Annotated in this window: 10 protein-coding genes; 9 read left to right on the top strand and 1 reads right to left on the bottom strand. The window is 62.7% G+C overall.

The genetic code is table 11. The annotated features are described in order from the left end of the window. The first annotated feature begins 4 nt into the window (after window positions 1-4). The 8 genes from tapF (at window position 5) to KI797_RS08480 (ending at window position 7,977) form a co-directional block, all read left to right on the top strand. Window positions 5-796 (top strand): PilW family type IVa pilus biogenesis/stability lipoprotein TapF, encoded by a 792-nt coding sequence (gene tapF, locus KI797_RS08445; protein ID WP_081805703.1) that lies wholly within the window; start codon window positions 5-7, stop codon window positions 794-796. Further along, window positions 786-1,715 (top strand): RodZ domain-containing protein, encoded by a 930-nt coding sequence (locus KI797_RS08450; protein ID WP_226172545.1) that lies wholly within the window; start codon window positions 786-788, stop codon window positions 1,713-1,715. The genes tapF and KI797_RS08450 overlap by 11 nt, the downstream gene beginning before the upstream one ends. A 10-nt stretch (window positions 1,716-1,725) precedes the next feature. Continuing rightward, on the top strand, window positions 1,726-2,841 hold the full coding sequence (ispG, locus tag KI797_RS08455) for a flavodoxin-dependent (E)-4-hydroxy-3-methylbut-2-enyl-diphosphate synthase (RefSeq protein ID WP_042650459.1): 1,116 nt from the start codon (window positions 1,726-1,728) through the stop codon (window positions 2,839-2,841). A 139-nt stretch (window positions 2,842-2,980) separates the two neighbouring features. Further along, window positions 2,981-4,258: a histidine--tRNA ligase gene (gene hisS, locus KI797_RS08460; protein WP_041205944.1), complete on the top strand. Its 1,278-nt coding sequence runs from the start codon at window positions 2,981-2,983 to the stop codon at window positions 4,256-4,258. A 3-nt stretch (window positions 4,259-4,261) separates the two neighbouring features. Continuing rightward, entirely contained in the window at window positions 4,262-4,912 is a 651-nt protein-coding gene (locus KI797_RS08465) for a YfgM family protein (RefSeq protein WP_041205942.1), read from the top strand. Continuing rightward, window positions 4,905-6,089 carry an outer membrane protein assembly factor BamB gene (gene bamB / locus KI797_RS08470; protein WP_226172548.1) on the top strand — a complete coding sequence of 395 codons (1,185 nt, stop codon included), beginning with the start codon at window positions 4,905-4,907 and terminating at the stop codon, window positions 6,087-6,089. The genes KI797_RS08465 and bamB overlap by 8 nt, the downstream gene beginning before the upstream one ends. A gap of 74 nt (window positions 6,090-6,163) precedes the next feature. Beyond that, window positions 6,164-7,660, top strand: coding sequence for a ribosome biogenesis GTPase Der (der, locus tag KI797_RS08475; RefSeq protein ID WP_041205938.1), 1,497 nt, complete (start codon window positions 6,164-6,166; stop codon window positions 7,658-7,660). An 86-nt stretch (window positions 7,661-7,746) separates the two neighbouring features. Further along, window positions 7,747-7,977, top strand: coding sequence for a zinc ribbon domain-containing protein (locus tag KI797_RS08480; RefSeq protein ID WP_042650463.1), 231 nt, complete (start codon window positions 7,747-7,749; stop codon window positions 7,975-7,977). Window positions 7,978-8,319: 342 nt separating this feature from the next. Here KI797_RS08480 and mltF read toward each other — a convergent pair whose 3' ends face one another. Further along, complete coding sequence (gene mltF / locus KI797_RS08485) at window positions 8,320-9,813, bottom strand: membrane-bound lytic murein transglycosylase MltF (protein WP_041205934.1); 1,494 nt, start codon at window positions 9,811-9,813, stop codon at window positions 8,320-8,322. A gap of 149 nt (window positions 9,814-9,962) precedes the next feature. Here mltF and purL point away from each other — a divergent pair, with 149 nt between their 5' ends. Beyond that, a complete protein-coding gene (purL, locus tag KI797_RS08490) occupies window positions 9,963-13,856 on the top strand; it encodes a phosphoribosylformylglycinamidine synthase (protein WP_226172550.1) in 3,894 nt (1,297 codons plus the stop codon). The last annotated feature ends 1 nt before the right edge of the window (window position 13,857 follow it).

The raw sequence follows: 13,857 nt of genomic DNA on the forward strand, positions 1-13,857 counted from the left end.
GCCATTGTATAGACAGGAAATGGATATCCGTACATTGATCGTAGTGGCAGCGCTCTGCGCGCTGCCTGGCTGTGTCACCGAGACCACTTACGCTGGCCAGAATTCTACCCAGCGTGAAGTGGGTCCCGACTTCAAGGCGGCTGCCCAGACCCGCCTCGATCTGGGTATTCAATATCTGCGTCAGGGCAATGCCGAACAGGCCAAGTTCAACCTCGATCGGGCCCTCCAGTACGACCCCAGCAACCCTCAGGTGTATATCGGCTTCGCCTATTTCTACCAGCAGGTATCCGATTTCAAGGCGGCCGAAGAGAATTACAAGAAGGCACTGGCCATGGATCCGACCAACGCTGACGCGATGAACAACTACGGTGCCTTCCTGTGCAACCGTGGGCGCTTCGACGAGGCGGAGAAGGCATTCCTGCAGGCGGTCAGCCAGCCGGATTACATCAAGATCGCCGATACCTACGAGAATGCGGCGCTCTGCTCGATGCAAAATCACAGAAATGACAAGGCCAACGAGTACTATCGTCTGGCCTTGGGGTATAATCCCCGCAATCCAAGGTTATTGCTGGACATGGCCGAGCTTTCCATGAAAGATGGCAAGCTGCCTGATGTGCAGTCTTATCTCGTGCGTTTCGCCGACGTGGCAGACGAGAACGAGGAGAGCCTCTGGCTCCGGCTGAGGCTTGCCCAGGCCATGGACAAACCGGCATTACTTCACCAATTCGGGACTGAGCTGGTAAGGCAATATCCCACTTCGCAACAAGCCAAGCGTTACTTAGCCAATGACTACTGAACAGCCACACGATTTCCAAGACGACTCCCAGGCAGTTGGCCCAGGCCAGCTGCTGCGCAACGCCCGTGAACAGCTCGGCTGGACACGAGAGCAGGTTGCGTCCCGCATTCACCTTCGTCTGACCCTGATCGCCGCTATCGAATCGGATACCTACGACAAGCACACGTCCCACACCTTCATTCGGGGCTATCTGCGTACCTATGCCAAGCTGGTCGGCATTCCCGAGGAAACCATACTCGCGGCCTACGACAAGCTGGGGCTGACGCCGCCCGATAACATCGACATGCAGAGCTTCTCCCGCCGCTCCCGCCAGCAAGCCAACGACAGTCGGCTCAAAGTGGTGACCTGGCTGGTGATCCTGGCACTGATTGCGCTCTCCATCGCCTGGTGGTGGCAGAGTACAGCGCGTCGCTCCGCCGGGGATGAAGCCCTTGCGGCGAGCGAGATGGGCACGGACCAGACCGCGTCGGTCGCCAACGTGACGCCTACGGTGGACGTGGCCGACCCCGTGTTGCCCGTCGCCTCCGATGCCGTGGCGACTGAGCCTGCGGTGAGTGACGCCGCCGCCACAGCACCGGATGTCGTTGCCGCGACCAGCGCCGCCCTGTCTACCGAGGCCTCGGCCGCAGAGGCGACCCTGGCGCCGGCAGAGACGGTCGCCACCGAACCTGGCAAGGCGCCCCAGCTCAAGATGAGCTTCACCGCCGACTGCTGGCTGGATGTCAAGGATGCCAACGGCAAGACCCTGTTCAGTGGTCTGAAGAAGGCGAACGACGAGCTTGTGCTGGAAGGACCCGAGCCACTCAGATTCATCATTGGCGCGCCCATGGCGGTCAATCTCGAATACCAGGGCAAGTCCTTCGACATGAGCCGTTACAACAACGGCCGGACTGCTCGCTTCTCACTGCCGCAGGAGTAATCTGTCCGCCATGTCCGCTCACGAATCCCCCATTATTCGTCGTCAATCCAGGCAGATCATGGTCGGCAACGTGCCGGTTGGGGGCAATGCCCCCATCACGGTGCAAACCATGACCAACACCAAGACTACCGATGTTGCCGCCACCGTCGAGCAGATCCAGCGGATCGAGCGGGTCGGTGCTGACATAGTCCGGGTCTCGGTGCCCACCATGGAAGCGGCGGAAGCCTTCCGGCTCATCAAGCAGCAGACCCGCATTCCCATCGTCGCCGACATCCACTTCGACTACCGTATCGCCCTGAAAGTGGCCGAGTACGGTGCTGACTGCCTGCGCATCAACCCGGGCAACATCGGCAACGAAGAGCGGGTGCGCGCCGTGGTCGATTGTGCCCGTCATTACAACATTCCGATCCGCATCGGCGTCAACGGCGGCTCTCTGGAGCGTGACATCCAGGAAAAGTATGGTGAACCGACCCCGGAAGCCTTGCTCGAGTCGGCCATGCGCCACGTGGATTACCTGGATCGCCTCAACTTTGAGAACTTCAAGGTGAGCGTCAAGGCCTCCGACGTCTTCCTGGCGGTCGGTGCCTATCGCCTGCTGGCCAAGCAGATCGACCAGCCGCTGCACCTGGGGATCACCGAGGCGGGCGGCTTCCGTGCCGGCGCGGTGAAGTCCGCTATCGGGCTCGGCATGCTGCTGGCCGATGGCATAGGCGACACCATTCGCATCTCCCTGGCCGCCGATCCGGTGGAAGAGGTGAAGGTGGGCTTCGACATTCTCAAGTCCCTGCGCATCCGCTCCCGCGGCATCAACTTCATCGCCTGTCCCTCCTGCTCCCGTCAGGAGTTCGACGTGATAGGGACGGTGAACGCCCTGGAAGAGCGGCTGGAGGACATCATCACCCCGATGGACGTCTCCATCATCGGCTGCGTGGTCAATGGCCCGGGCGAGGCCCTGGTCTCTGACCTTGGTCTGGCGGGTGCCGCCAACAAGAGTGCCTTCTATGAAGGGGGCCAGCGGGTCGACAGGCTCGACAACAAGGATCTCATCCCCGTGCTGGAGCGCCGCATCCGCGCCCGGGCGGCCATGCTGGATCCCGCCAACCAGATCCAGGTGGACAAAGGTTGAACCATGAAGGGGCCACCTGGGGTGGCCCCGGCTTTAGGTTGTTGATTTTACATCCCGCATCCGGGCACCCTGATTTTACCTCGGGGCCGAAAATCCCTATAATGCGGCCAAATTTTACCTCTTTTTCTCGAGTATCAACGTGGCAAAACAGATCCAAGCTATTCGCGGTATGAATGATTGCCTGCCGGAGCAGAGCCCGGTATGGCAGAAAGTGGAACAGATCCTGCGCCAGGTCGTCGCCAGCTACGGCTACAGCGAAGTGCGCATGCCCATCGTCGAGCAGACCCATCTGTTCAAGCGCGCCATCGGTGAAGTGACCGACGTGGTCGAAAAAGAGATGTACACCTTTGAAGACCGTAACGGCGACAGCCTGAGCCTGCGCCCGGAAGGGACCGCCAGCTGCGTCCGTGCCGGTATCGAGCACGGCCTGCTCTACAACCAGGAACGCCGGATGTGGTACATGGGCCCCATGTTCCGTCACGAGCGTCCCCAGAAGGGCCGTTATCGCCAGTTCCACCAGTTCGGAGTCGAGCTGTTTGGTATCAACGGGCCGGACATCGATGCCGAGCTGATCATGCTGACCCACCGTCTGTGGCGCCTGTTCGGCATCAGCGATCATGTCACCCTGCAGCTCAACACGCTCGGTCAGAGCGCCGAGCGCGCCGCCTACCGCGATGCCCTGGTCGCCTACCTGGAGCAGTACAAGAGCGAGCTGGACGAAGAGAGCCAGCGCCGCATGTACAGCAACCCGCTGCGGGTGCTCGACTCCAAGGACGAAAAAGTGCAAGCCATCCTGGTGGGTGCGCCCCGTCTGTTCGATCACCTGGGCGAAGAGAGCCTGGCCCACTTCGAGGGGCTCAAGCGCTTGCTCGAGTCCGCCGGTATCCAATACGAGGTGAATGAGCGTCTGGTGCGCGGCCTCGACTACTACAACCTCACCGTGTTCGAGTGGGTGACCAACAGCTTGGGTGCCCAGGGCACCGTCTGTGCCGGTGGTCGTTACGACGGCCTGGTGGAGCAGCTCGGCGGTCAGGCGACCCCGGCCGTGGGCTTTGCCATGGGCATGGAGCGTCTGGTGCTGATGCTCGAAACTCTCGAACTCAACGCCGATATCCGCCCGGCGGTGGATGTCTATCTCTGCATGGTGGGCGAGGGGACGGAACAGGCTGGTTTCCAGCTTGCCGAGCGGCTGCGCGATGCCCTGCCGGACTTGCGTCTGATGAGTCACTGCGGCGGCGGCAACTTCAAGAAACAACTCAAGCGTGCCGACAAGAGCGGCGCGGCCATTGCCCTGATCCTCGGCGAGACCGAGGTGCAAAGCGGGGAGATCACCATCAAATATCTGCGTGGCCAGGCCGAGCAACAGACCGTCTCGGTCGATGCCGCCATCGCCCTGCTGGCAGCTAAAGGAGAGTAAGCTGTGGAAGTGTATACCACTGAAGAACAACAGGTTGAGGTCATCAAGAGCTGGTGGAAAGAGAACGGCACCTCGGTACTCGCGGGGACCGTGATCGGTCTGGTCGGCCTCTTTGGCTGGCGTTACTACAACGAGCTGCAGCAAACCAACCAGGAAGCCGCCTCCCAGGCTTACAACGCCATGACAGCCCAGCTCGCCAAGGGTGACGATGCCGCCCTTGAGCAGGCCAAGAGCTTCATCAGCGCCCATCAGGGCGACGCCTATGCGGAGTTGGCTGCCCTGCAACTGGCCGCGGCTGCGGTCAAGGCGGGCAAGCTGGATCTGGCTGCCGAGCAGCTGACCCAGGTGGCCGCGAACGGTGACGAGAGCATCAAGCCCATCGCCGCCTTGCGCCTGGCCCGGGTGCTCAAGGATCAGGGCAAGGCTGACGAGGCTCTGGCCCAGCTTGGCAAGATCAACAACGATGCCTTCAAGGCCCAGGTAGCGGAAGTGCGTGGTGATGTGCTGCTGGGTCAGGGCAAGCCCGAAGAGGCGCGCGATGCCTATCAGGTGGCGGCCGATGCCGGCGGCCTGCAGAGCAGCGCCGAGCTCAAGCTGAAGATGGACGATCTGGCGCTGCCAGCGGTGACAGCGGGTGAGGCTCCGGATGCGTAATCTGTACAAGAAAATGGCGCTGGGGGTGGCAGTTTCCCTGGCCCTGCAGGGCTGCTCCCTGTTCAGTTCCGAGGAAGACCTGACCCCGATGGCGCCCCTGCCCGTGGTCGAGTCCGCCTTCACGGCCGACACGGCCTGGTCTTCCTCCGTCGGCGATGGCATCGGTGATTTCTACTCCCAGTTGCAACCCGTGGTGGAAGAGGATCACATCTATGCCGCCGCCCGTGATGGCGACGTGACCGCCTTCGATCGCAACAGTGGCGAGACCTTGTGGAGCGTGGATCTGGCGGACCTGCCCATCAACGCCGACAAACGCAGCGCCCGTCTCTCCGGCGGTCTGGTCTCCCGCTATGGCAAGTTGTTCCTCGGCTCCGAGAACGGGGTGGTCTACGCCCTGAACGAAGCGAACGGGGAAGTGCTGTGGCAGACCACTGTCCCCGGTGAAGTGGTGGCGAGCCCCGCCGTCGAAGATGGTCGCGTGGTGGTGCTGACCACCTCGGGTCGTCTGGTGGCGCTCGACACCGATGAGGGCAAGTTGCAGTGGACCTTGTCCGAAGAGCAGCCGCCCCTGACCCTGCGCAGTGCCGGGACCCCGGTCATCACCAACGGTGCCGTGCTCTATGGCCGTGCCGATGGCAAGGTGGGCATCGCCCTGCTGAGCAACGGTCAGCCGGTGCGCCAGTCCAAGGTGGCTGACCCGCGCGGCGCCACCGAACTGGATCGCATGATCGACGTGGACGCCAGCCCGCTGATTGCCGGTGATGAGCTCTACGCCATCGCCTACAATGGCCAGCTGATGGCCCGCAAGCTGATGACCGGTGACGAGGTGTGGAAGCGCAAGTATTCCGGCTACCGCGACATGGCGGTGACCGGCAATGCCATCGTGCTGACCGACAACCGCAGCCATCTGTTTGCGGTCGATCGTCGCAATGGACTCGAGCTGTGGTCCAACACCCAGCTGGAAAACCGCACCGTGACCGCCCCCGTCGTCCTGGGTGACTATGTGGTGGTCGGCGATGTGGAAGGCTACCTGTATTGGCTGGATCGTACCGACGGGTCCATCAAGGCCATGCAGCAGCTCGACAGCAGTGGTCTCTATGCCGCGCCCTTGGTGGACGGTGACACCCTGTATGTGCAGAGCCGTGGCGGCAAGTTGTACGCAATCAAGCGTCCCTGATCGCCCGTCAATCTGAATATCCGGCTCCTGGTCTTCGGACCCGGAGCCTTTGTCGTCTTGAGAATGAGGCTTTTATGACTCCTGTAGTAGCCCTGGTGGGCCGCCCCAACGTGGGGAAATCCACCCTGTTTAACCGCCTGACCCGTACCCGGGATGCCCTGGTTGCCGATTTCCCCGGCCTGACCCGGGATCGTAAATACGGCCAGGCGAAGTTGGGCGAGCTGGAATTTATCGTGGTCGATACCGGCGGTATCGATGGCACCGAGGAGGGGATCGAGCTGAAGATGGCCGAGCAGTCCCTGTTGGCCATCGAGGAAGCCGATGTGGTGCTGTTCATGGTGGATGCCCGTGCCGGTTTGACCGCCGCGGATCAGGCTATCGCCGAGCACCTGCGCAAGACCCACAAGAAGGTGTTCCTGGTCGCCAACAAGACCGATGGCATCGACGGTGATTCCGCGGTCTCCGAGTTCTATGGTCTGGCGCTGGGGGAGGTCTACCAGATCGCCGCCGCCCACGGCCGTGGCGTGTTGAGCCTGCTGGAGCTGGCGCTGGCTCCCCACCTTGAGACCCTGGTCGAGGCCGCCGAAGAAGAGACGCAGGAAGAGGAGGACTTCGACGAAGAAGCCCTGCTGCGCATGGTGGCCGCCGGTGATCTCGACACCCGGGAAGACACCAAGGAGACCCCGTTTGCCGACCTGCCCATCAAGTTCGCCATCGTCGGTCGCCCCAACGTCGGCAAGTCGACCCTGACCAACCGCATGCTGGGTGAAGACCGGGTCATCGTCTATGACATGCCGGGCACCACCCGCGACTCCGTCTACATCCCCATGGAGCGTGACGAGCAGAAGTACGTGGTCATCGACACCGCCGGCGTGCGCCGTCGTGGCAAGGTGCACGAGACGGTGGAGAAGTTCTCCGTCATCAAGACGCTCAAGGCGATTGAAGATGCCAACGTCTGCCTGCTGGTGATCGACGCGCGCGAGACCATCACGGATCAGGACTTGAGCATCCTGGGCTTCGTCCTCCACAGCGGCCGCTCCGTGGTGCTGGTGGTGAACAAGTGGGACGGTCTGGATCAGAAGGTGAAAGAGGACGTCAAGAACGAGCTGGACCGTCGTCTGGGCTTCATCGATTTCGCCCGCGTCCACTTCATCTCCGCCCTGCACGGTAGCGGTGTCGGCCATCTGTTCGAGTCCATCAATGAGGCTTACCAGTCCGCCACCCGTCGTACCAGCACCGCCATGCTGACCCGCATCATGCAGATGGCGCAGGAAGACCATCAGCCGCCGATGGTGAATGGTCGCCGCGTCAAGCTCAAGTATGCCCACGCCGGTGGCTACAACCCGCCGCGTATCGTGATCCACGGCAACCAGCTGAATGACCTGCCGGACTCCTACAAGCGGTATCTCATCAACTACTTCCGCAAGTCCCTGAAGATCATGGGGACCCCGATCAGGGTCGAGTTCCAGGAATCGGTCAACCCGTTCGAGGGCAAGAAGAACACCCTGACCCTGAGCCAGGAGCGGCAACGGGATCGCCTGCTCAAGGCGAAGAACAAGAGCAAGAAATAAGCCCTGACGGCTGCCCCGGTGGCAGCCGTTTTTTTATCTGCAAGATGAGAGGTGAGCCCAGCGCTCATGCCTGAGAGGAGATGACCATGAGTCTCTTGACATGCCCGGCCTGCCACGCCGAGCTGGACAGCCGCAGTGCGGAGGCGAGCTGTGGCCAGTGCCATGCCAACTATCGGATCCGGGCGCTGTGCCCTACCTGCCAGCATGAGCTTGAACGGCTCAGGGCATGTGGCGCCGTGGATTACTTCTGCCACCACTGCAACAGCCTCATCTCCAAACGTACAGTCCAGTTTGAGCTGACGCCGGTCGAGGCATAAAAAGGCATTAAAAAACCCGGCCTTGGCCGGGTTTATGCTGTGTGCTCCGCAATCAGCAAGGTGTAGGAGCGGTTTCGGTGCCATATCTTGCGTTTCATGTCGGCCAGTTTCAGCTTGCGTCTGGGGCTCCAGGCGCATCTGGTCTTTCTGGTCAACGTGGCTCTTCTGCGTGTTCGCATCTGGTTTTCCTCCCTGGTCATCCCGGCGACGCTGACAGCCCTGACATAGGGGGCCATCGGTATCGCAAGTTGATGAATATATTGCAGCAAGCCTCTCTCAGACAGGCTTGGGTCTGGGAGGATGGTAACAGAGAATTTCCCCAGACGACACACCCGGCAGGGCTCAGGGGGTGATGATCTGCTTGACCACTTCGGCGATGATGGCGGGGCGCTCTGCCGGGGCGGCCGGCTCGCTGCCGTCGTCCTCGTCCAGGGTTTCGCGGCGATGAGCCTTCTGTTGCTCGTTGTCGAGCCACAGCAGGCTCTGGTAGTACTGGCGCACGTTGTTGACATAGTTGCGCGCCTCGCCACCCCGGGCATAGCCATAGCGTACCTTGCGATGCCAGCGTGACTGCTGCAGCAGGGGCAGCACCTCTTTCACGTCCCCCCAGGCATCAGGGTTCTTGCCGAGCTCCTTGGTCAGGCGACGGGCATCCATCATGTGGCCATAGCCGATGTTGTAGGCGGTGAGGGCAAACCACACCTTCTCGTCGGCCGGTACCGAGTCGGGCACCTTCTCCATCATCTCCTGCAGGTAGCGGGCGCCCCCCTTGATGCTCTCCTCCGGGTGCAGCCTGTCATTCACCCCCATCGCCTTGGCGGTAGGGCCGGTGAGCATCATCATGCCGCGCACCCCGGTGTAGGAACGTGCCTGAGGATCCCAGTGGGACTCCTGATAGCTGATGGCGGCCAGCAGGCGCCAGTCGATCTCCTTGGCGTGAGTCTGGAACAGATCCTGGTACTTGGGCAGCAGGCTCTTGGCCCGCTGCAGGAAGGTGCGGGTGTCGACGAAATCGAAGTTCTGCACGTGGCCAAAGTACTTCTCGTCGAGCTTGGCGATGGAGCCATCCATGAAGCGCTGACCGAAGAAGTCGATGATGCTGGCATAGAGGCTGTCATCGGGCAGCTTGGTCATGGCCCAGGCCACGGTCTGCTTGCTGGCGAGGGTCAGCCCCTCGGTGAGTTCGGGGTAGTAACGCTGGGTGCGGGCCAGTACGGTGTCCTGCACCACTGTGTAGTCGACCTCGCCGTCGGCGACCTGTTTGAGCAGCTCCTCCACGTCGGCATCGCGGTTGATGCGCCAGTTCAGATTGGGGTACTGGCTGGCCATCTCCTTCATCAGGTCCTCACCGGTGGAGCCGGCAGGCACCACTATGGTGCCCTTGATGTCGCCGAGATCTTTGGGCCTGGGGGAGCCGTTGCGATAGACCAGCTTGGGGGATACCTGGTAGAAGCCCGGGCCGAAGCGAAACAGCTTGCGTCGCTCCGGAGTCACGACGATGGCGGCGGCGGCGAGATCCAGCTTGCCCTTTTGCAGTTGCTCGACCAGCTCGGCGGTGGAGTAGGCCGGGACTATGGTCAGTTTGACCCCCAGCCAGTCGGCATAGTGCTGCGCCAGCTCGTAATCGAACCCCTGGGCGGTGTCGTCGCGCTGGTAATAGGAGGTGGGACCATAAAGGGTGCCAACACGGATCTCGCCCCGTTGGCGGATCTGCTCCAGCTGGCTGGAGGGGGAATAGAAGTCACAGCCGGCCAGGGCCAGTGTCAGCAACATCCCGATAAACAGTCGAAAAATGCAGCGCAAGTAGGTGAGTACCCTTGTTGAAAAAATCGGCATTTGTCAAAAGAGAGGCACCTTTATACCAGAGACGGTGGAGGGAGTCACATCGTGGGAGATGAGAAAAACGTTTGTTCGCGGTGAGCCTGATCCCTATAATACGCGCGTCTCAAATCCCCCCACACTCTAAAACTTGGTGAGAAAGGTATATGGAAATCTTGCGTGGTGCCCCAGCACTGTCTGAGTTTCGTGTCCACAAGCTGCTGCAGAGCTGCGCACAGAGAGGAGTAGAGATAGCAGACGTCTATGCCGAATACGTGCACTTTGCCGAGCTTTCGAGCCCGCTCTCGCCCCCGGAGCGAGCGACCTTGGGCCAGCTTCTGCGCTACGGCCCGACCATCCCGGAACACACCCCCAGCGGTCAGCTGTTTCTCGTTACCCCCCGCCCCGGCACTATCTCCCCCTGGTCTTCCAAAGCAACCGACATCGCCCACAACTGCGGCCTGAACCAGGTCAAGCGGTTGGAGCGCGGCATTGCCTATTACGTGCAGGCCAAGGGTGAGCTGACCACTGCCCAGCGTGGCGAGGTCGCAGCCCTGCTGCACGATCGCATGATGGAGGTGGTGTTCGATGAGCCGAGCCAGGCTGCCGCCCTGTTTGCCCATCACGAACCGCGCCCCTTCACCCAGGTGGATGTGCTGGGCGGTGGCCGCAGCGCCCTGGCCTCGGCCAACATCGAGCTGGGCCTGGCCCTCGCCGATGACGAAATCGACTACCTGGTGGAGAACTTCACCCGCCTTGGTCGCAATCCCAACGACATCGAGCTCTACATGTTCGCCCAGGCGAACTCCGAGCACTGCCGTCACAAGATCTTCAACGCCGACTGGACCATAGACGGTGAGCAGCAGCCCAAGTCGCTGTTCAAGATGATCAAGAACACCTTCGAGCAGACGCCGGATCATGTCCTGTCTGCCTATAAAGACAACGCCGCCGTGATGGAAGGCAGCCAGGGTGGCCGCTTCTTCCCGAGCCCCGCCAGTGGCGAATACCAGTATCACCAGGAGCGCGTCGACATCCTGATGAAGGTGGAGACTCACAACCACCCGACCGCCATCTCCCCCTTCCCGGGGGCGGCCACCGGCTCCGGCGGCGAAATTCGCGACGAGGGCGCGACAGGCCGTGGCGCCAAGCCCAAGGCGGGCCTGGTGGGCTTCTCCGTCTCCAACCTGCGCATCCCAGGTTTCGAGCAGCCCTGGGAGCAGGATTTCGGCAAGCCGAGCCGCATTGTCAGCGCCTTTGACATCATGCAGGAGGGGCCCCTTGGCGGCGCCGCCTTCAACAACGAATTCGGTCGTCCGGCCATCCTCGGCTACTTCCGTACCTTCGAAGAGCAGGTGCCGAGCCACAACGGCGTCGAGGTGCGGGGCTACCACAAGCCCATCATGCTGGCGGGCGGCATAGGCAACATCCGCAGCGAACACGTCCAGAAAGGGGAGATCCCGGTGGGGGCAGCCCTGATCGTGCTGGGCGGCCCGGCCATGAACATAGGTCTGGGTGGTGGCGCGGCATCGAGCATGGCCTCCGGCCAGTCTGCCGAAGACCTCGATTTCGCCTCTGTGCAGCGGGACAACCCCGAGATGGAGCGCCGTTGCCAGGAGGTGATCGATCGCTGCTGGCAGCTGGGCGATGACAACCCCATCGTCTTCATCCACGATGTGGGCGCCGGCGGCCTCTCCAATGCCATGCCGGAGCTGGTGAACGACGGCGATCGGGGCGGTCGCTTCGACTTGCGTGCCATCGCCAGCGACGAGCCGGGCATGAGCCCGCTGGAGATCTGGTGCAACGAATCCCAGGAGCGCTACGTGCTGGCGGTCGCCCAGGACAAGCTGCCCCTGTTCAAGGCCCTGTGCGAGCGTGAGCGCGCCCCCTATGCGGTCATAGGTACCGCCACCGAAGAGAAGCACCTGACGCTCTCGGATGCGCACTTTGACAACCAGCCCATCGATCTGCCCCTGGACGTGCTGCTCGGCAAGGCGCCCAAGATGCACCGCGACGTGCAGACCCTGCCCGCCCAGGGCAAGGCGCTGCAACTGGACGGCATCACCCTGAGTGACGCGGCCGAGCGGGTACTGCGCCTGCCGACAGTGGCGGAGAAATCCTTCCTCATCACCATTGGCGATCGCAGCGTGACCGGTCTGGTCAACCGCGACCAGATGGTCGGCCCCTGGCAGATCCCGGTGGCCGATTGCGCCGTCACCGCCGCTACCTACGACAGCTACCATGGTGAAGCCATGTCCATGGGGGAGCGTACCCCGGTGGCGCTGCTCTCCCACGCGGCTTCTGCCCGCATGGCGGTGGCCGAGGCGCTCACCAACCTGGCGCCGGCTCATATCGGTTCCCTCAAGCGGGTCAAGCTTTCCGCCAACTGGATGTCTGCCGCCGGTCACCCGGGGGAAGATGCCGGCCTCTATGAGGCGGTCAAGGCGGTGGGCGAGGAGCTCTGCCCGGCCCTTGGCATCACAATCCCTGTGGGCAAGGACTCCATGTCCATGAAGACCCGCTGGCAGCAGGACGGGGAGGAGCGCAGCGTCACCTCGCCGCTCTCCCTGCTTATCTCCGCCTTCGCGCGCGTGGAAGACGTGCGCAATACCGTCACGCCGCAGCTGCGTACCGATCTCGGCGAGACCGATCTTATCCTGATTGACCTTGGCAACGGCAAGCAGCGCCTCGGCGCCTCTGCCCTGGCCCAGGTCTATCGCCAGCTTGGCGAGAGTGCCCCGGATCTGGACAACCCGGTCCAGCTCAAGGGCTTCTTCAACGCCATACAGGCGCTGGTGGCAGATCGCAAGCTGATTGCCTACCACGACCGCTCCGACGGCGGCCTCTTCGTCACCCTGACCGAGATGGCGTTTGCCGGTCACTGCGGCCTCGACATCCAGCTCGATCGCGTGGGTGGCGACCTGCTGCCGGCGCTGTTCAACGAGGAGCTGGGGGCCGTCATCCAGGTGCGCCGCGACGACAAGGAAGCGGTGCTGACCCTGCTGGCCGGTCACGGTCTGGCGGCTTGCTCCCACGTGCTGGGCACGGTGCGTGAAGACGACCTCATCCTGTTCCAGCGCGCCGGCACCGAAGTGTACCGCGCCAGCCGCACTGCGCTTCGCACCCTCTGGGGCGAGACCAGCTGGCAGATGCAGCGCCTGCGGGACAACCCGGAGTGCGCGGATCAGGAGCACGCTGCCCGTCAGGACGCCACCGATCCGGGTCTGCAGGCCAGATTGACCTACAACCCGTCCGAGGACGTGGCCGCGCCCTATATCGCCCGCGGGGTCTCCCCCCGTCTGGCGGTGCTGCGCGAGCAGGGGGTCAACTCCCACGTGGAGATGGCGGCGGCGTTCGATCGCGCCGGGTTCGCGGCGGTGGATGTGCATATGAGTGACATCCTGTCCGGTCGCATCAAGCTGGAGGAGTTCCAGAGCCTGGTGGCCTGTGGTGGCTTCTCCTACGGCGACGTGCTGGGGGCGGGGGAAGGCTGGGCCAAGTCCATCCTGTTCAACGACGGGGCCCGCGAGCAGTTCCAGCGCTTCTTCGAGCGCGGCGATACCTTGTCGCTGGGGGTGTGCAACGGTTGCCAGATGATGTCCAACCTGCGGGACCTCATCCCGGGGGCCGATCTGTGGCCGCGCTTCGTGCGCAACCGCTCCGAGCGTTTCGAGGCGCGCTTCAGCCTGGTGGAAGTGCAGGACTCCCCCTCCGCCTTCTTCGCCGGCATGGCGGGCTCGGTGATGCCGATTGCCGTCTCCCACGGGGAAGGGCGGGTAGAGGTGCGCGACGCCGCTCACCTTGCCGCGCTGCAACAGAGCGGCCTGGTGGGGCTGCGTTTCGTGAACAACCGGGGTCAGGTCACCGAGCAGTACCCGGCCAACCCGAACGGGGCGCCGGCGGGCATCACTGCGGTCACCACCACGGACGGCCGCGCCACCATCATGATGCCGCACCCGGAGCGGGTGTTCCGCACAGTGGCGAACTCCTGGCACCCGGACAACTGGGGCGAAGATGGCGCCTGGATGCGGATGTTCAGAAACGCTCGCGTGCGTCTGGGTTAAT

It is taken from the genome of Aeromonas media (assembly GCF_020423125.1).
In the GTDB taxonomy this organism is placed as follows: domain Bacteria; phylum Pseudomonadota; class Gammaproteobacteria; order Enterobacterales; family Aeromonadaceae; genus Aeromonas; species Aeromonas media.